Source organism: Holdemanella porci (genome assembly GCF_019052655.1).
Classification (GTDB): domain Bacteria; phylum Bacillota_I; class Bacilli_A; order Erysipelotrichales; family Erysipelotrichaceae; genus Holdemanella; species Holdemanella hominis.
The window spans coordinates 1-18,406 of sequence record NZ_JAHQVB010000005.1 but is presented as its reverse complement, the minus strand read 5'-3'; the positions used below and the strand labels follow the sequence as shown (position 1 = coordinate 18,406).

At 33.9% G+C, this 18,406-nt stretch carries 17 protein-coding genes and 1 pseudogene; 1 reads left to right on the top strand and 17 read right to left on the bottom strand.

Features of this window, described 5'->3' with window-relative positions:
• Positions 1-20: 20 nt before the first annotated feature.
• From KTQ83_RS01855 to KTQ83_RS01825, 7 genes are all read right to left on the bottom strand, one after another.
• A complete protein-coding gene (locus KTQ83_RS01855; protein WP_217255890.1) occupies positions 21-1,481 on the bottom strand; it encodes a M81 family metallopeptidase in 1,461 nt (486 codons plus the stop codon).
• A 4-nt stretch (positions 1,482-1,485) separates the two neighbouring features.
• Positions 1,486-2,568, bottom strand: coding sequence for a M42 family metallopeptidase (locus KTQ83_RS01850; protein ID WP_217255889.1), 1,083 nt, complete (start codon positions 2,566-2,568; stop codon positions 1,486-1,488).
• Between the two features lie 8 nt (positions 2,569-2,576).
• Entirely contained in the window at positions 2,577-3,599 is a 1,023-nt protein-coding gene (locus tag KTQ83_RS01845) for a M42 family metallopeptidase (RefSeq protein WP_222620971.1), read from the bottom strand.
• Positions 3,600-3,713: 114 nt separating this feature from the next.
• Positions 3,714-4,235: a GrdB-related putative oxidoreductase gene (locus tag KTQ83_RS01840; protein WP_186999025.1), complete on the bottom strand. Its 522-nt coding sequence runs from the start codon at positions 4,233-4,235 to the stop codon at positions 3,714-3,716.
• Positions 4,236-4,253: 18 nt separating this feature from the next.
• The gene (locus KTQ83_RS01835) at positions 4,254-5,609 is read right to left on the bottom strand and encodes a PTS sugar transporter subunit IIC (RefSeq protein WP_186999024.1); all 1,356 of its coding nucleotides are present in this window, start codon (positions 5,607-5,609) and stop codon (positions 4,254-4,256) included.
• An 83-nt stretch (positions 5,610-5,692) separates the two neighbouring features.
• A complete protein-coding gene (locus KTQ83_RS01830; protein WP_217255888.1) occupies positions 5,693-6,277 on the bottom strand; it encodes an RDD family protein in 585 nt (194 codons plus the stop codon).
• 15 nt (positions 6,278-6,292) lie between these two features.
• Complete coding sequence (locus tag KTQ83_RS01825) at positions 6,293-8,200, bottom strand: BglG family transcription antiterminator (RefSeq protein ID WP_288028123.1); 1,908 nt, start codon at positions 8,198-8,200, stop codon at positions 6,293-6,295.
• Positions 8,201-8,350: 150 nt separating this feature from the next.
• Here KTQ83_RS01825 and KTQ83_RS01820 point away from each other — a divergent pair, with 150 nt between their 5' ends.
• On the top strand, positions 8,351-9,232 hold the full coding sequence (locus KTQ83_RS01820; RefSeq protein ID WP_186999021.1) for a YitT family protein: 882 nt from the start codon (positions 8,351-8,353) through the stop codon (positions 9,230-9,232).
• A gap of 17 nt (positions 9,233-9,249) precedes the next feature.
• Here KTQ83_RS01820 and KTQ83_RS01815 read toward each other — a convergent pair whose 3' ends face one another.
• From KTQ83_RS01815 to KTQ83_RS01770, 10 genes and pseudogenes are all read right to left on the bottom strand, one after another.
• Complete coding sequence (locus tag KTQ83_RS01815; RefSeq protein WP_217255886.1) at positions 9,250-9,615, bottom strand: MmcQ/YjbR family DNA-binding protein; 366 nt, start codon at positions 9,613-9,615, stop codon at positions 9,250-9,252.
• Positions 9,616-9,624: 9 nt separating this feature from the next.
• Positions 9,625-9,912, bottom strand: a complete 288-nt coding sequence (locus KTQ83_RS01810; protein ID WP_217255885.1) for a hypothetical protein — start codon at positions 9,910-9,912, stop codon at positions 9,625-9,627.
• Position 9,913: 1 nt separating this feature from the next.
• Positions 9,914-10,564 carry a nitroreductase family protein gene (locus KTQ83_RS01805; RefSeq protein ID WP_186999032.1) on the bottom strand — a complete coding sequence of 217 codons (651 nt, stop codon included), beginning with the start codon at positions 10,562-10,564 and terminating at the stop codon, positions 9,914-9,916.
• A 9-nt stretch (positions 10,565-10,573) separates the two neighbouring features.
• Positions 10,574-11,461 carry a hypothetical protein gene (locus KTQ83_RS01800; RefSeq protein ID WP_186999019.1) on the bottom strand — a complete coding sequence of 296 codons (888 nt, stop codon included), beginning with the start codon at positions 11,459-11,461 and terminating at the stop codon, positions 10,574-10,576.
• 139 nt (positions 11,462-11,600) lie between these two features.
• Positions 11,601-12,702, bottom strand: a protein-coding gene (prfB, locus tag KTQ83_RS01795; protein ID WP_186999018.1) for a peptide chain release factor 2 whose coding sequence is annotated in 2 segments (ribosomal slippage) — positions 11,601-12,629 and positions 12,631-12,702 — 1,101 coding nt in all. Because the reading frame shifts where the segments join, the coding sequence is not laid out codon by codon here.
• Positions 12,702-15,098: a preprotein translocase subunit SecA gene (secA, locus tag KTQ83_RS01790; protein ID WP_117926239.1), complete on the bottom strand. Its 2,397-nt coding sequence runs from the start codon at positions 15,096-15,098 to the stop codon at positions 12,702-12,704. Before secA ends, prfB begins: the two co-directional genes overlap by 1 nt.
• Before the next feature lie 98 nt (positions 15,099-15,196).
• The gene (locus KTQ83_RS01785) at positions 15,197-15,673 is read right to left on the bottom strand and encodes an S-ribosylhomocysteine lyase (protein ID WP_117926241.1); all 477 of its coding nucleotides are present in this window, start codon (positions 15,671-15,673) and stop codon (positions 15,197-15,199) included.
• Positions 15,661-16,647 carry an A/G-specific adenine glycosylase gene (locus tag KTQ83_RS01780; protein ID WP_217255884.1) on the bottom strand — a complete coding sequence of 329 codons (987 nt, stop codon included), beginning with the start codon at positions 16,645-16,647 and terminating at the stop codon, positions 15,661-15,663. Before KTQ83_RS01780 ends, KTQ83_RS01785 begins: the two co-directional genes overlap by 13 nt.
• Positions 16,648-16,668: 21 nt before the next feature.
• Positions 16,669-17,631, bottom strand: a complete 963-nt coding sequence (locus KTQ83_RS01775) for a type I phosphomannose isomerase catalytic subunit (RefSeq protein WP_186999015.1) — start codon at positions 17,629-17,631, stop codon at positions 16,669-16,671.
• 250 nt (positions 17,632-17,881) lie between these two features.
• A pseudogene (locus tag KTQ83_RS01770) lies at positions 17,882-18,406 on the bottom strand (hypothetical protein); the annotation flags it as partial.

Sequence of the window (18,406 nt, the reverse complement as noted above, 5' to 3'; positions counted from 1 at the left end):
CGGTGGATTTATTTTTTTCATTAAATTTCGTCTAATTCACGATCATCATATGGATACATTGGTCTATGAATTTGTCTAAATACAAGCTTTTCACTCGCTTGATTTGTAGGCCCATCCGTTAGTGCCATAACACAATACGATGCATATGCATCAAATTCAGCTGAGATATAACCTTGTTTAACAACAACGACATCATAATCATCTAGATTTAGGCCGCTTGTTACATATTGGGCTGGCTCATAATATTGAATGGCATCATTTTCAACCACAACATACACAGGCATGTTTTCTACCTTTACAGTAATTACTGTACCAATATCTTCTTTACCAACATACATTTCTTCAGCTAAGCCTTTGGCTACAACACTACCTTTAATATGGATTTTCTGACATAGTTCATCATAGTCCATACCCAAATCAAATTCGACATTGTCGCCAACCTTTTTGTTCATTAAGAAAGCATGTGCATTAAAATCAACGATTCCCGAAACTAAGTATTTCTTATGATTAAAATCATCTAAATTCATAATTTGTCTTAAAACATAATTATTAAAGCCATCCGCACCAGATCCTACATTATCTCCAGAATCGGTAATAAAGCATGTTCCTTGATCACGATAAACAACTTGTTTAATCGCATCTTCTAAAGAAGCTACATTTCCATGATAGTGGAATTCATGACGTTTTGAATAGGCAAATTCGCGAATTTTTCTTGCCCACATATCCGCAAATTCTGTGTCTTTTTTTGTCTTTGGACATACGACAACAGAACATCCTAAGTTTGGTCCATCATGTCTTAAATAACCAATGTGGAAAGAGGCTGAACGAATGCGACCTGTCTTTTCAGCTTCTTCTAACATATTGTTGATAGACACCATGGGTTCATCAAAAGATACACTTTTTTCTCCACCAATAATAATGGGAACACGATAATAAATTGGATGAATATCTTCTCTATGATTTAATAGATCAATAAAATCTTTAGCCATAAATTGATACGTTTCCTTTGTATCAATGTGTGGTGAGTGTCTATAACATCTTAATAGATTTACATTTGAAACTAATTCTTCCGATAAATTTCCGTGTGGATCCATAACTAGGGCAATAGGCATATATGGTCCAACAATAGCACGAATTTCGCGTAGAATCGCATGTTCTGCTGAACCTCCTTGTAAACCAATCACCTTACTAGCACCATGAAGAAACAAGAAGATTCCATCAATTTCGTGTAGATGTTCTTTCACACTTTGTTTGAACTTATCCACAATAAATTCATAAGCCTGTAAAGTTACAGGTCCATGGGGATGTCCAATCGCACCAATACTTGGAATCAATTCAATGCCATTTTTTTCAAAAATATCTCGACAATACATAGAGTCGATACAGTCTTCTCCATATTTCAAAATAAATTTATCTAGACTCATTAAAGATCTAGAGTGTTCATTGGATTCTGAACTAAATCTTCCAACTAATACTTTCATTGTTTTATCCTTTCAAAATCTGCAACAATTCATTATCTAATCTACGAGCAAATTCAGCCATTAATAATACAGTTTGCCAATAATCCTTACGATGAATGATCAATCGATGAGAATGCATATAACGTGTAGGAATAGATAATGTCATTGTGACAACACCATCATGTGCTTTATGAATATTATCGGCATCTGTTCCACCACATGTCATCATGTCATAATTGATGTCTAAATCTAAATCTTTACAGATTTCTTCCATCTTTGCGATAAAATTTTTATTTGCAATAATTCCCGCATCCATTAAACTTAATACAACACCTTTTCCTAAGCCATTGATTCCTTTATCCATTGGTGTATCCATACTTGTTGTTACGTCTAAGGCAATCGCAACATCTGGATGTAACATATTTGCGGCTGTTCTTGCTCCTCTTAAACCAACTTCTTCTTGTACCGTACCAACACCATATAAATTACATTTATGCTTATCTTGACTTAAAAGACGCATTACATCTACAACCATAGCTGCACATAAACGATCATCCCAGGCTTTTCCCATTAAATAGTTTGGGTTGTTCATAACTGTAAATTCTGTATCTGGCGTAATCATATCGCCAATTTGAATTCCTAATTCTTCAACTTCAGCACGGTTTGCGACACCCAAATCTAAAAATAAATCTAAGGGATGAATAACTTTTTCTTTGACTTCCTTACTCAATCCATGAGGCGCACTCGATCCTACAACACCTTGATATCTTTTCCCTTCATGTGTTGTCACTACAAGCGTCTGACTAGGTAGTACATGTCCCCACCATCCTCCAACTGGGAGCATACGAATGTAGCCTTGTTCATCAATTTCGCGCACTAGAAAACCAACTTCATCCATGTGTCCACAAATCATAAAAGTAGGCTGGTCTTCTTCTCCTTTTTGAAGTCCAATGATGGATCCTAAATTATCATATGTGATTTCATCCGCATAGGGACTCATCCACTTTTTCATCATGCGACTCACTTCTTTTTCGTTTCCACTAATACCATGAGCCTCACTTAATTCTTTCAGCATTTCTAAATTAATATCACCAATTGCTTGTTCCATAGTATCACCTATCGATTTGATTCCTTAAATTCTTGAATCTTTTCTTCATTTAAATGTTCAACAAATACAGTTAAAGCTTTTTTTGCGCAGTCATAATCATTTAGATCCATACTTTCAATTGCGCTATATGCATTTTGAATCGCAATCGATACATTGAGTGTTGGACATCCAGCAAACAATTTGTGTACCCATGCCCCTTCATTTAGATCCATACTATAGTAGTGCTGATATGCGATATCTTCCTCTTTACAGATTTGTACTAATGCATCTAATAAACCGCGGTTTGGCATCATTCCTTTATCGTAGAAAGATACTAATAAGCCTTTTCCTAGCTCTCCTACGCTTTGGTCTTTTTCATCTAATGTTTTAGCTATCTTACAACCAAGTACAACACCTAGATCAGGTTTTACTAGTCCTGTAGCTGTTGTAGCGCCTCGCTGTCCTACTTCTTCCATAACGCAAGCTCCAACATATAAATCAAAATCAAATTCTTTATCTCTAACAGCTTTTAATAATTCAACAGCCATTAAACATCCAACTCTTGATTCTAATGCTTTTGAAATACATTGTTTTTGTACTTTGACAAATGGACCGTCTACAACGACACTATCTCCTACAAATACACCAAGTGCTAATGTTTCTTCTTTTGAATACGTTCCAAAATCGATAACCATTTTTTCTGTACCTACCACAAAGGCATTGACTTCACCTGTTTTTGTTTTTACACGCAAACGACTTCCTGGTAAGTATTGTTTATTGATTTTACCTATTTCAATAAATTCAGCACTTCCATTATCATTAATTTTTGTGATCATTAATCCTGATTCATCCATGTGTGTAATTACTAATACGCGCTTTGCGTTTTCCTTTTTACTTTTCTTTACGCCAAATACAGAGCCTAAATTATCATATACAATTTCATCACAATATGGCTCTAAGTATTGTGCCATACATTTGCCAACATTTTTTTCATCTCCTGAAATTGAAATTGTTTGTGTTAAAGTATTAAGTATTTTTAATGTTTCTGACATGATTATGTCCTCCTTATATAAAGCAGTATAGACCTATTTTGTTTCACTAGATTCCAAATGTGTTTCCTATTGTTAGGAACATAAAGAAAACCAACTCAATCGAGCTGGTCATTATTAATAAGCATGTTTTTCTAAGAATTCAGCAGTATCTTTTTTGTCGACTAACATTTTAGCGTATTCACACATAGCGCTTAATGATTCATTCAATCCGATTCCACCTTTTTTAGGCATTTTTAAAATTGTAACTTTATCTTTGTATGTTTCAATAGCCTTTTCACACTCTTGTGACATGATCGCAAAAGCAGGAATATTTGTTAGTTCTGAAATTGCTTCAGCTGATTTAGCAGCCATGATACCATAATTTGCATAGTTGAAACATGGTCCACAGATAACTACATCTGGATTAAATTTTTTTGCCATAGCCGCAAACTTCTTTGCGTTAAGTTCTGGCTCGGCTAAAAAAGTACCGTCTCCACAATATAAAGTAGCGATGACTTTCCCTCCTTGTTGATCCAAGAATCGAGTAAACATTTCACAAGAACCAATTCCCATTGCTTTTCCGCCCATAGGTAAATCAGGACTTTCTTTTCCTCCTAAACCAGCTTGTGTCTGGTCAAAAATCATCATAACTTTCATTGTGTTATCCTCCTAATCTTATAGATTATCTAAATCTAAATCGTCAAATGAGATATCGTCTTCTTCGCTTGACTCATTTGCAGCAGCAGCTTCTTCTGCTAAATATTTTTTATCTAATGTTCTAATGAATGGATAATAAATCATCAATCCTAATACCAACAAGAAGATTTGCCATACACTTGCTCTCCAAGATCCTGTAGCCAACCATCCTGAGAATCCAATTGGAGTTGTCCAAGGTAAGTTTACACCTGTTGTTCGTGGAATAATACCCCATAAAGTTGCGAAATATGATAGGATCAAGTTCATCATTGGAACTAAAATAAATGGAATCGCAATAACTGGGTTTAATACAACTGGTAAACCGAAGATAATTGGTTCGTTGATTCCAAAGAATCCTGGGACAATAGATAATTTTCCTAATTGTTTAATACGTTCAGATTTACATACTGTAACCATCAAGATTACTAATGATAGAGTAGATCCTCCACCACCGAAGTTACAGAAGAAGTTACTGAATGGGTTTGTGAAGATATATGGTAATGCTTCACCAGCTTCGAATGCGATTAATTGTTTTGCAGTTAATACGTTACCAATGAAGAATACTGAGTTACATACAGCTGGTCCGTTGATACCAAAGAACCAGAAGAAAGTACACATGAATGAATATAATGCGTTAGCTCCTAATGTATCTCCTAAACCTTCCAATGGTGTTTGTAGAATGGCTACTACGAAGTCTTGGAAGTATCCAAATTCTGTGAATGAGAAAACAATACGTACTAAGAATGCAACTCCCATAACTAGAGCACTTGGCACTAATGCAGCGAATGAATCTGCAACTGCAGGAGGTACACCTTTAGGCATCTTAATTGTCCATCCCTTTTTATAAGCGAAGGCAAATAACCATACTCCAAGAGTCGCACAAATCAAGGCCATGAAAATTCCGTTTGGTCCGATATAATCAAAATCTAAACCTGCGAAAATAGCATCTTCAACAACTTCACCTGAATCTCTAACAGCTGTGTGAATTGTTGGCATTAAAATAAAATAAGAAACCAATGCAACGGCAGCACCTTGAATCTTGTCTGCTTTAAATTCTCTTGCCATCGCATATCCTGTACCTAATGCAGTTAATAAACCTGTACAGTTAAATGATGCACGAGATACCGCCTTGAACCAGTCTGTCCAACCTGCACCAAGTACTGATGATACTGCAGCATCCCATCCTGGAATTGGGAAGTTTGCAATCAACAAGAAGACTGAACCAACAATTAATAATGGTGTAGAAATCAAGAAACCATCACGAATTGCGATTAACACTCGATTTTTAGTTAGAACATCTGCCATAGGCATTAAAATTTTTTCTAGCTTGTCCATAAACACTCTCCTTTATTAGCTGTCTTTACTTTATCACAGCTATTGATAATGAATTCACTAAATGTTTTCCTACATCTAGGAAATTACTTTTCCGTATCTGCCACACTAATAATATGTGTATTCGCAATATGGTCATGAAGCATTTTTCTTGATGGACTTGCCATACCCATTAGAATAGAAACAGCACTAATAATTCCAAATACATATACCGCCATATCCATAATTGGAATGCCTGTAACGATTTGAATCAATTGACGCAAATAACTTGAACTATTCGCAATATAGCCTTCAACGATCATGATTCCTAGTCCTTCGCGCATTAAAATTGTTTTAAAATCTACATCCGATTCATCGTTTTTCACAACCTTTAATTTCATAATGCGTTTACCAAAGGTTTGTCCTTTATATACATACAATTCAAGAATCACAAAATATCCTAAATAGAATACAATCGCCAACAAAGCTACCAAAATATTGTATGGGGCCGGAATTTTAGATAAGTCTTGCGATACGGAAGTTGTATGATTTACAATGCTTCCAATTAAGACAATAGGGATTCCAGCAAACATTGTTGCCGCATACCAATCAATCAGATAGGCAACGCCTCTATAAAAACTATTTACTGAACTTTTCTTCAGTTTTACTCCATAACGATGTGTTTTATCCATATTTGCACAACCTTTCTATTCGATTATTTTTGATATAAATTCTTCATAGCTTTGACTTTCTAATAAAGCCACAAAATGATTTGCGTTATTGATCATACTGCTTAACCAATCAAAGAACATAACCAAAGTATCTTTGTATACTTCATTAATTGCCAGCAACATAACCATCTTCACTTCAAATTCTCCCCATTTGATTGGTTTTTCTAAAAACGCAACAGAAATCGAAGATCGAAAACTTGCCATATTCAATGAGTGTGGTACCGCAAATGAATACACAAAACTTGTGGATGCCATTTTTTCTCTTTGAAGAACTGATTTTTTAAACGCATCATCACTGTAACCAAGTTTTTTCAAGTGGTCACACATATATTCAATTGTTTCTTCTGGTGTTTCTGTTTTTAAATTCAAATGGAAAGTTTCAGGTTCAATCAAATCAATGATTTGAGCTTTAAACTCATTTTGAAATCTCTTTTTATCCAACGCATTTAACGTTTGGAAAATACGACTCTCATCTTCTGTTGTGATAAACACAGAAATTTGAACCGTTGGAATATCTAAATTATGTTGTAGTGGTGACGTTGTTAGAATCAAATCTGGATCTAATTCTTTTATTGTCTTTTCTTCAAAATAACTCACACTTTGAATCACATCCATGCGTTCGTTAAATAAGAAATCCACTTTCTTAAGTAAAATATCACCAAAAGCCTGATCCACAGGATAAATCATAATGGCTTTATAATGTTGATGATTATGCGTTCTTTCATAGGCAGCACCTAAATGAAGAGCCAAAAAGCCTAGCTCATTTTCAGAAATATCGATTTCTAATTCTTCATTTAAAATCTCACCAACACGAATAGACAATTCAAAAACTAATGGGTACTTTTTCTTCAATTCTTGAAGATACATATTATCGATATGAATATTTTTATTCTTTCTTTCAACCAACCCTTGCAAATGTAGTGCGATACCAGAACGTAAATCTACATCTTTTGAAAAGTCTATATCATAGTCTGATTTAATAGATTCGATAATTTGCGAAACCAATTCATTCACATTGTAGCCATGTTTACTATAAGCAGAAACCAAATCATTTTGAAGGTTCATTGAATTTTTGCCCATCAATAATAAGGCTAATAATTCAACTTCGTTTTCATTGATATCAATACGCACAATTTTAGATACACGATTAAAGAATTCTTTGGCAATCTGATATTCTTTTGTGTTTTCAAGATCTGTTCCACGACTTGTTTTGATGTAATTGTGGTGCAACATCCTTTCAATCGCCACACCAATATGTATCATCAACATAGGAATTGCCATTTCACGAATACGATAATTATATTCTTTTAAAATATTTTCCATGATATCTTTGACTTTTAATAAATCAAAACCTTTAAACATACTCGAAAGCTTATTTAGGTTCAAGAAATTTCCTTGCGTCTCTTCCGTAAGTAAATCTTTATAGAGTTTGCGCATTTCATCTTCGCTACCCTCTAAATGAATGTGATTTTTAGAGCGAATCAATTTTAAATCGTTATAATTCTCTAATATTTTCTTAATTCTTTTGATGTCATTATCAATTGAATAACCACTAATAAACACTTGATCTTGTAGATCCATCAAGTTTAATTCTTTTTTCTCAAACAATAACACACGTATAATATACACACATCTTTCTTGAGGTGTTTGAGGTATTATAAATTTTTGTGCTGTAGGCAATGTAACATTAATTTCATCTCGAATATGATATCCACTTCGTAAGTTGGATTCAATAATTGGCTGTTCATAATAGCGATTGATCGCATCGATATCACTACGAATTGTTCGATCCGATACCTGCATAAGCTTAGAGATTTCTTTTCCTGTCATCCACGCCTTTGTATCATTCAACAATAGAACAATTTTCTCTTGTCTTTTATTCACTTTTAGTACACCCCCATATTTATATTTTATATGATTTTCCCTCTTTATTAACATGCGTTTTTTCCTAATATTAGGAAATTTCCTAGTACAAGGAAGGAAGCTTCAAAGAATTAAAAATCTTTTCCAATATAATTATCCATGGTGATTCGCATGACAAAAGAAATTCGACATTTTTCAAAAAACAAAAATCTACACTTAATACTTTCAGTTATCATGACCATATTAAGTGCTTTTATTCAAGTATATGTAATTCAAGTCTTTATGAATCCGTGCAATTTATTGTCTAGTGGATTTACCGGAGTTGCGATATTAATTCATAAAATCTGTAATTTATTTAACATCCATTTTTCTATTTCATTAGGAATTCTTATGTTAAATATTCCGGCAGCATTAATATGTTATAAATCTGTTTCAAAACGATTTGTATTCTTGAGTTGCCTACAGTTTGGACTTGTATCATTCTTTTTAAATATTTTCTCTTTTACTCCCTTCTTTGATGATCTAGTCCTAAACGTATTATTTGGTGGATTCTTATATGGAATTGGTATTACACTCGCTTTAAAGGCAGATGGATCTACTGGCGGTACAGACTTTATAGCCCTGTACATTTCTAATAAGATTCATAAAAGCTTGTGGGATTATGTCTTTATTTTTAATACGATTATTTTAATTATTTTCGGTCTTTTCTTTGGATGGGTACATGCGGGATATTCAATTATCTTCCAATTTATTTCAACCCAAACTATTTCTCGTTTCTATCACAGATATGCCCAGATTACTGTTGAAATCACAACCGAAAATCCAGACATTATCACAAAGGCTTATACAGAAAACTTCAAACATGGTATGAGTGTTATTGATGCGTATGGGGCTTACAGTAATAAGAAATTCTATATTTGTAAAACAGTTATTTCGAGCTATGAAGAAGCTGATGTGATTGATTGTGTATTAAATGTAGCGCCAAATGTCATCATTAACTCATATAAGACGAATCATTTTTATGGCAAGTTTTATCATCAGCCAATTGGCTAAAAAGTATGAAAGACGCATTATTTGCGCCTTTTCTTTCTTGTTAAATTGTAACTTTTTGAAACCAATTCCATAATTAATGAATCAGATAATGTATCATCTAAAGCCAAAGATATCCAACTCTTGTGATTCATGTGATAAGCCGGATAAATTCCATCAATATCATAGTGTTCTTCGCTTTTTAGATTCATAATGTTTACCATACGGGTATTTCCATCTTTTAAAAGAGCGTTCCACTTCACATACATAATAAGGGAAAACCACTTATTATTGTCTAAATGACGAAAAACACCATTGTCATCCTTCCATGGAAAATCCGGTTTTACACCATACCTTTCATAAATCAAATTCGCAATGCGATTGGCTTGATCACTCGCAAAAAACACATCTGTACATCATGCATCCGCAATTCTTTTTAATATGGATTTGTATGCTTCACGAACTTTACAGATATACTCTCCATCATAGGATTCGATGCGTAGCGGCATATATTCTTCATTACTGAAATTATCAATGACTTTACCTTTTAAAACATCCGATATTTCAATTATAGCTTTAAAATTTGAATCCATAAAGTCTTCTGTATAGATATATTTATTATCCACTATTGAAAAGTCAAAACTTTTTAGCTTATCAAAATCAAATTTCTTCTTTAAAAAGATTTCATCCTCAATATGTATCATATTAACTCCATTCAAAATTTGATTTACCTGCACCAAGCTCAAAGAAATATTTTCCTATGCCTAAATCGATTTGTGATAGAGGTCCATTTTTCACTTTAAAACTCACTTTATTTCCCACACCATTTACTATATACGGCTGTCTATTTAAAGCACTTGGTGCCAATAATAAAGCTTTGATACCCGCGTTAAACCAATCTGGAACTACTCCTTGGTAATGGCTAATTTGATCAGCTGTCTTTGATTTGTGCGGTACACCCTGTGTTTTTCCATATCCAATCGCAATGACACCATTGACTCTAACATCTTTATCATATAAATGTTTAAGAGCATTCTTGCCATTAAACATACCTCCACACCACCATGTATTTAGCCCAAGGCTTTGGGCATACAAAATTAAGTCAGCGCCACAATAGCCTATCTTCTCATCCAAACTTGAACATTCTTTACCTGCAAGAATGATATAGTTTTGTACCGTATTATTCGACATGAGTCTAGCCAAACTAGAAATACCATCGGAGTTGTTCATCACGAGTTTCAATGTCAAATCATACAATTCATTGTTTTGTTCAATACGTGCATTTAATAAACTTATTAAATCAACATCTAATGGTTTATCTAAATATTTCCGTACTGTGTGTCTTTTTTCAATCATCATTTTCTCCTAAAATAAGTCTAACATTGCATCTAAATACATTGCTTCACGAACATGAATTTGGTATTGTGGTTTTACCATATAGTAAAGAATAAATTCTAATAATAGGGCACTTCCTAAATCTCTTCCTTCGATTTTAAAATTTGAATAGCCCATAGGAACATAGATATTTAAAATATCCTCTAAACTAATAAATGCAGGATTTTCCATCACTCTAGAAAAACGATACCCTTCCTTTGAAAAAGGGGCCTTACATACATGATCCATACAATCAATACCTAGATTTTGTCTAGAAACCGATTTATAACATTCCTTACGATCTTTACATCCATACCAGCAACATTCGTTACATAAAAATTCTACCTTTGGTTTATATACTTCAGATAGTGAATTCAACTTTTCTAATTGTTTATTCAATCGAAAATCAGGGACTACATACGTAAAGTCTGAATTTTCTACTTCCTTTTCAAAATCATTAAAATCCGTTAATACTTTTGTGGTTGAAGATACAAAATATAGATTTGGATATTTTGATTTCAAATATTTCATCAATAAATCTGAATGAATAATAATCCCATTGTTTAAATCTAAATTCAACAATCGACATAATTCATTGCATTTTATATCGGATAAATGTTTTTCTTCAATCAAAGAATTACTAAATGTAAGACGTGAAGATATATTGTATTCTTTCATCAAAGCAAATACTTTTTTTGGATCACAATCTGCATAACTGATGCGTCCACCAGACCATATACAATCAGATGGTGAGCCATAAATAGAGCCAATCTTACACCAGTCATAGAAATATTCTGATTTATTTTTAAATAGGGGCAAAAACTTTTTATAAAATTCATAGAATTCAAATAAGCCCGGTAAATGATAATATACATTCATATTCTTAACCTCTTGATAAGAGTATTTTACACTTTTATGAGCGAATAATTTAAAATAATTACACTTTTATGAGCGAATAATTTAAAATAATTACACTTTTATGAGCGAATATAGAAAAATCCAACCTTTCGATTGGATTTTATTGAATTTGTGATTTTAAATACGCAAAGATGAATTCATCAAGATCTCCATCTAATACAGATTGAACTTGGCTTGTTTCATAACCTGTACGAACATCTTTAACTAAGCTATATGGATGCATGACATAGCTTCGAATCTGGCTTCCCCATTCATTGGCTGACTGCACACCTTTAATTTGAGCAATCTTCTTTTCTTGTTCTTCAATTTCTAATTGATATAAACGAGACTTTAAGACACGCAAACATTCTTCTCTATTTTCATGCTGACTACGTCCATTTTGACATGTAGCCACAATACCCGTTGGCTTATGCACCATACGAACCGCGCTATCCGTTTTATTGATATGCTGTCCTCCAGCACCTGAAGCACGTTTTGTTTCTACAATCAAATCTTCTGGTTTGATGTCAATTTCAATTTCATCATTAAATTGAGGCATAACATCTAAACTCGCAAAAGAAGTGTGTCTTCTAGCACCTGAATCAAATGGCGAAATACGAACTAAACGATGTACTCCCTTTTCGGATTTCAGATAGCCATAAGCCTTATCTCCTTCGACAAGGAAAGTTACACTTTTAATACCAGCTTCATCCCCTGGTAAATAATCTAGAACACTCACTTTAAAGCCATGTTTTTCTGCATATCTTGTATACATACGATACAACATGCTTGCCCAGTCACAAGACTCGGTTCCACCAGCTCCAGGGTGAATTTCTAAAATGGCATTGTTTTGATCATATTCATGACTTAATAAGACTTGGATTTCAAAATTCTCGAATTTCTTATCCATATCCGCATATTCTTCTTCGGCAATCATCATCAGTTCTTCATCAAATTCAGACTTTAATTCATCAGCCGTATCATTTAGTGAAGTTAATTGTAAATCTAATTCTTCATAACAATCCACAATATCTTTTAATGCGTTTTTTGCACGAATCACTTGTTGAGCTTTTTTTTGATCTTGCCAGAAATCTGGTTCTAAAGTTTGTTTATCATATTCTTCAATTTGTTTATTTTTACTAGATAAGTCAAAGTGACTCACCTAAAGAATGTAATTTCTCTAGGTGAGTACTCACTCCTTGTTTCAATTCATATAGTTCCATTAAGCTGCATGCTCCTTACGAATACGAACCTTTAATAAAAAGAATGTGATTTCACGATCAATTCTTTGATTCATTTCTTCAAACATATCGAATCCTTCTTGTACATATTGTTGTAGAGGGTTATTTTGTGCATAAGAACGCAAATAGATACCACTACGCAATTTATCCATCATATCAATATGGTTGATCCAGTTACGGTCAATATTACGTAACACAACTGTCTTTTCAAAAGGCAAGAATTGACGCTTAACATCTTTGATTTCAGCTTCATATTCATTCCAAATCTTATTTACACAATATTCTTTAACTTCATCATAAGACTTTCCTTCAAGTTCATTTGCACGAATCGCCTTATCTTCAGCCATACCCATCATTTCAATGGATTTAACAACGCCTGCAACATCGATTGTTTGTTTCTTTTGATCCGATAAATTAGCTTGTAAAGTTTGTTCAATTGTTTTTTCAAATACAACACGAACCATATCATGCACTTCATCTGCTTCTAAAATACGATTGCGCTGTGCATAAATAATTTCACGTTGACGACGTAATACATCATCATAATCTAACAATTGTTTACGCATATCGAAGTTATATCCTTCAACACGTTTTTGAGCCATTGTGATTGATTTTGTAACTGCCTTTGATTCAATTTGTTCATCACCCATTTTTTCAAATAGCTTTTGTAGCTTGTCGCCACCAAAACGAACCATCAATGAATCTTCTAAAGATACATAGAAACGTGAGAAACCAGGATCTCCTTGACGACCAGAACGTCCACGCAACTGGTTATCAATACGACGAGATTCATGTCTTTCACTACCCAATACAGCTAAACCACCTAATTTACGTGATTCTTCTGTTAATTTAATGTCGGTACCACGACCAGCCATGTTTGTCGCAATTGTAACTGATTTTGGACGACCCGCCTTTGCGATGATTTCTGCTTCACGAGCATGGTTTTTCGCATTTAATACTTCATGAGGAATATGTTCCTTATTTAATAATTGTGAAATAACCTCACTTGTTTCTACCGCAATCGTACCAACTAGAACTGGTTGTCCTGTTTCATACAAACGTTTTACTTCACGTACCAATGCAGCATATTTATCTTTTTTATGTGCATAGATTTCATCAGGAAGATCCTTACGAGCTACTGGACGGTTTGTAGGAATAACAACAACTTTCATATTGTAAGTTGATAAGAATTCTTCTTCTTCAGTTTTTGCGGTACCCGTCATACCAGCCAATTTTTCATATAGACGGAAGAAGTTCTGGTATGTGATTGTCGCCAAAGTCGAAGTTTCTTCTTTGATTGGAACCCCTTCTTTAGCTTCAATAGCTTGGTGTAAACCATCTGAATATGCACGTCCTGGCATCATACGACCTGTAAATTGATCAACGATAACAATTTCTTTTTCATCACTAACTACATATTCAACTTCACGCATCATGATGTAGTTTGCCTTTAAAGCCTGGTTAATGTGGTGAACAAGTTGAGTGTGTTCAATATCGTAAAGGTTTTTGATCTTAAAGAATTTTTCCGCCTTATGAACACCATCTTCACTCAACATGATCTGACGTGTCTTTTCATCTATATCATAATCTCCAGAAATCAAAGTTTTTTCATGAGTAAACTTATCTGTTTCATATTCTGGAGCTATTAAAGTCTTCACAAAACGATCCGACTGAATGTATAAGTTTGCGGTTTGTTTTTTACCACCTGAAATAATCAATGGTGTACGACTCTCATCAATTAATACAGAGTCAACTTCATCGATTACAGCCATGTGAAGTCCACGCATTACACGGTCTTCAACTTCTGTAACCATGTTGTCACGCAAGTAATCAAATCCAAGTTCTGAGTTTGTTGTATATGTAATATCACATGCATACGCATCACGTTTTTCTCTTGGTTTTAAATCACGTGTATTTACACCAACAGTTAAACCTAAGAAACGATAAATTTCACCCATCCAGGCAGCATCACGACCAGCCAAATATTCATTGACTGTGATTACATGAACACCTTGACCTGCAAGTGCATTCAAATATACACACATTGTAGCTGTTAAAGTTTTACCTTCACCAGTCTTCATTTCTGAGATATCACCTTTGTGCATCGCAATCGAACCCATAATCTGAACTTTATAAGGTTTTTCGTTGATTACACGATAAGCAGCTTCTCTAGCTGTTGCGAACGCTTCAGGAAGAAGATCATCTACCGTTTCTCCATCCGCAATTCTTTTTCTATATTCATCCGTTTTTGCACGCAACTCATCATCTGATAATGCCTGCATTTCTGGTTCATATTTTAATACTTGATCTGCAATCTTTTCTAATGCAGATAATTCACGTTGTTCTTCTGAAAATAATTTTCCAAAAATTCCTGCCATAATATAAGTTCTCCTTTTAAAGACTATACTATATTTTAACATAGAAACGACACGATAAATAGGGCAACTCAAATAAAAAAAGAGAATTTCACATTCTCTTACACAATTTTTCTTTCGAACGGGTCGCAACTCATTCCCTTCTCTAAAATTTCTTTTGCCCATTCCTTAGCGCCAAATAAAGAATGATCTTTGTAGTTACCACACTCTTTTTCTTCTGTACCCGGAACATCTTCCCATTCTGTAGTTGTGATTAGCTCTAAAGCTTCTTTTACGGCAATCGCAACATCTTTACTTGAATGTTTTCCCCATGCTAAAAGGTGAAATCCTGTACGACATCCAAATGGTGAACAATCTAAATACCCAGTAATTCTAGGGCGAAGATATAATGCGAACAAATGTTCTAAAGTATGCATAACTCCGGTTGGTATCTCTTGTCGATTCGGTTGACATAAGCGAACATCAAAATTTGATACAATATCTCCGTTAGGTCCTTTTTCTTCACTTATCAAACGCACATAAGGCGCTTTTACTTTAGTATGATCTAAAGTAAAACTTTCAATTTCTACTTTTTCCATAAATACTCCTCTACTTGTTTCATAAACGGCATAAATGCACTTGGTAATGCGATATACTCTTCTATTTCTTCAATTGTTTTATAATTTGAATCTTCCCCATCTACTATACACAACGTCGCATCCATATGCCACTCCACATGTGAAAAAATATGTATATAAGGTTTTAATTCAATACTTTCTATAATATGTTCTGGTTTCGTTTCATCAAAGCCATAAAGTCCTGCCAACAAACCGGTATCCGCTCTTTTTACAACATGAACCTTATTTTGATGTATCCAAACATACACATGTTTATACTCGATTTTACGTGCACTTTTCTTTGGCTTATAAGGCAAAGAAGCAGGATCTGAAGCTTCGCAATATTTTTTGATTGGACAAATATCACACCTTGGACTTTTGGGAATACAAATAAGTGCTCCCAGTTCCATCAACGCTTGATTATAGTAAGAAATCTCTTCTTTTGAAGGAAGACTTTCATCTACTAACATTTCAATCTGTTTCTTCACACTTGTCTTGGTAACATCCTCATAAATATCATACAACCTAGAAAATACACGAATCACATTCCCATCGACTGCACTTACTCTTTGTCCATACGCAATGGAAGCTATGGCACCTGCCGTGTATGGGCCAATTCCAGGTAATTTTAATAATTCTTCTTTTGTGCAAGGTAATTTTCCATTGTGTTTTTCAACACATTCTATGGCACATTTCTTTATATTTTTACACCGCGAATAATAACCTAATCCTTGCCATAACTTATTTAGCTTCTCATCATCACACTTTGCGACACTCTCAATATTCGGTAACAACTGCATCCACCTTTTAAAATATGGAAGCATAGCCTCAATACGAGTTTGTTGGGCCATGATTTCACTGATCCATATTTCATAAGGCTCTTTCTTTAAACGAAATTCTAAAGGACGATGATTTTTAATATACCAGTCTATTAAATCTTTTTGAAATTCTTTCATAACTAAAAAATAGGCAGGGGATTAAACCCTGCTATATATCCATTGGCAGTTCCCTGTGATTTTTACATCACCACTATTCGCATCAATAAATACAGAATCTCCTTTATTTACTTCTAAAGTTGTACCATCATTTTCAATTGTCGCATTACCCTCAATCAACAAGATAGAACCAAAACTTTCATCATCAACATAAAGCGTTGTTGTACCATTCAATGTAGACTCATATGTAGTAAAGTATTCGCAAGTTGCCAAACGAGCAGTATCACAATCACCATTCTTTTCTTCAGGACCACATGGTTTAAAATCAGATTCAATCGGACTTAGATTTGAAACATCAATCGCCTTTTGAATATGTAATTCACGAGGTTTACCATCTTTTCCAACACGACCAAAATCATAAACACGATATGTTGTATTTGAGTTTTGTTGGATCTCACAAATCTGAATTCCTGCACCAATCGCATGAATTGTACCCGATTTTATAAAGAAAACATCTCCCTTATGTACTGGAACCGCTTTTAACACATCTAATAAAGTATTATCATGAATTCGACGTTCAAATTCTTCTTTAGTAATTTCTTTATTTACACCAAAATATAAAAACGAATCTGGTTCACAATCTAAGATATACCACATTTCTGTTTTTCCATATTCATGCTCAACACGAAGCGCATATTCATTATCAGGATGAACCTGAATTGATAATGGTTGTTTAGCATCAATAAATTTAATTAAGATTGGAAAAAACTCAAATGTGTTTCCCTTTGTTCCTAAAACACCCTTCCCTTTTTTCTCTAAATATTTAGGAAAAGATAAGCCTTGATATTCACCACTCGCAACAATACTTGGACCATCTGGATGCACAGATAATTCCCAGCTCTCCGCAACTGGATCCATATCTGTTTTTTTACCATAGTTTTCTTTTAGTTTAGTACCACCCCACAGGTAGTCTTTAAATGCAGGAGTTAGTTTAATAATTGACATTTTATGTACCTCACTTCTAGTTCTATTATAGTTAGTTATTCATATAATGTCTACTTCTCCACACTTCTTAAAACAACGTCTACATCAAGACTAAATATCATTATCTAAATGGTATCAATCCTGCATATATCTATATTTTTCAACTTATCAAGAAGATGGATGCGAAATCCACATCCATCTATTAAAATCCATTTCAATAATCTCAAAGATTTGTTCAATATTAATTGTTCCTTACACGTTTCGACTACACTTAAGCTTTCATCAATAGCCTTTCAATCGACTCTTCACTTACTGAGAAGATGGATGCGATACTTGAAATACTGAATCCTTTGTCTACCATTGTTTGATACATTTCAAGTTCTTTTTTCTCAATGCCTTGTTCAATGCCTTGTTCAATTCCTCGTTCAATGCCTTGTTCGATTCCTTTTTTTATTCCTTCAGCTTCCCATTCCTTTGACTTTACTTCCAGCCATCTCTTTTCAGCTTCACACATTTCAATCTCCTCCTTTTCCTCTAATTCTTCTAAATCCAACCATTCTACATCCGTCAATGTCTTGACGACTTTTAACACAGTGCTTTTCACAAGTCCAAAATGATTACTCGTTCCTTCATAAATAGACTGATCATAAATGCTTCGACATATGTAGAATAAATTGTGCACGTCTTCTTCATTAAAATTATATGAAGTATTTCCTGTGATTTCAATCAGATTCATTTTGTAGTCATGGAAACAAGCTGTAAACCTTTCATCCACCTCTACAAGTTCTGATAGCTT

Excerpts from the sequence above, each read along its gene's own strand:
- KTQ83_RS01855 (WP_217255890.1), bottom strand. The coding sequence starts at position 1,481 with ATGAAAGTATTAGTTGGAAGATTTAGTTCAGAATCCAATGAACACTCT.
- KTQ83_RS01850 (WP_217255889.1), bottom strand. The coding sequence starts at position 2,568 with ATGGAACAAGCAATTGGTGATATTAATTTAGAAATGCTGAAAGAATTA.
- KTQ83_RS01845 (WP_222620971.1), bottom strand. The coding sequence starts at position 3,599 with ATGTCAGAAACATTAAAAATACTTAATACTTTAACACAAACAATTTCA.
- KTQ83_RS01840 (WP_186999025.1), bottom strand. The coding sequence starts at position 4,235 with ATGAAAGTTATGATGATTTTTGACCAGACACAAGCTGGTTTAGGAGGA.
- KTQ83_RS01835 (WP_186999024.1), bottom strand. The coding sequence starts at position 5,609 with ATGGACAAGCTAGAAAAAATTTTAATGCCTATGGCAGATGTTCTAACT.
- KTQ83_RS01830 (WP_217255888.1), bottom strand. The coding sequence starts at position 6,277 with ATGGATAAAACACATCGTTATGGAGTAAAACTGAAGAAAAGTTCAGTA.
- KTQ83_RS01820 (WP_186999021.1), top strand. The coding sequence starts at position 8,351 with ATGACAAAAGAAATTCGACATTTTTCAAAAAACAAAAATCTACACTTA.
- KTQ83_RS01810 (WP_217255885.1), bottom strand. The coding sequence starts at position 9,912 with ATGATACATATTGAGGATGAAATCTTTTTAAAGAAGAAATTTGATTTT.
- KTQ83_RS01805 (WP_186999032.1), bottom strand. The coding sequence starts at position 10,564 with ATGATTGAAAAAAGACACACAGTACGGAAATATTTAGATAAACCATTA.
- KTQ83_RS01800 (WP_186999019.1), bottom strand. The coding sequence starts at position 11,461 with ATGAATGTATATTATCATTTACCGGGCTTATTTGAATTCTATGAATTT.
- secA (WP_117926239.1), bottom strand. The coding sequence starts at position 15,098 with ATGGCAGGAATTTTTGGAAAATTATTTTCAGAAGAACAACGTGAATTA.
- KTQ83_RS01785 (WP_117926241.1), bottom strand. The coding sequence starts at position 15,673 with ATGGAAAAAGTAGAAATTGAAAGTTTTACTTTAGATCATACTAAAGTA.
- KTQ83_RS01780 (WP_217255884.1), bottom strand. The coding sequence starts at position 16,647 with ATGAAAGAATTTCAAAAAGATTTAATAGACTGGTATATTAAAAATCAT.
- KTQ83_RS01775 (WP_186999015.1), bottom strand. The coding sequence starts at position 17,631 with ATGTCAATTATTAAACTAACTCCTGCATTTAAAGACTACCTGTGGGGT.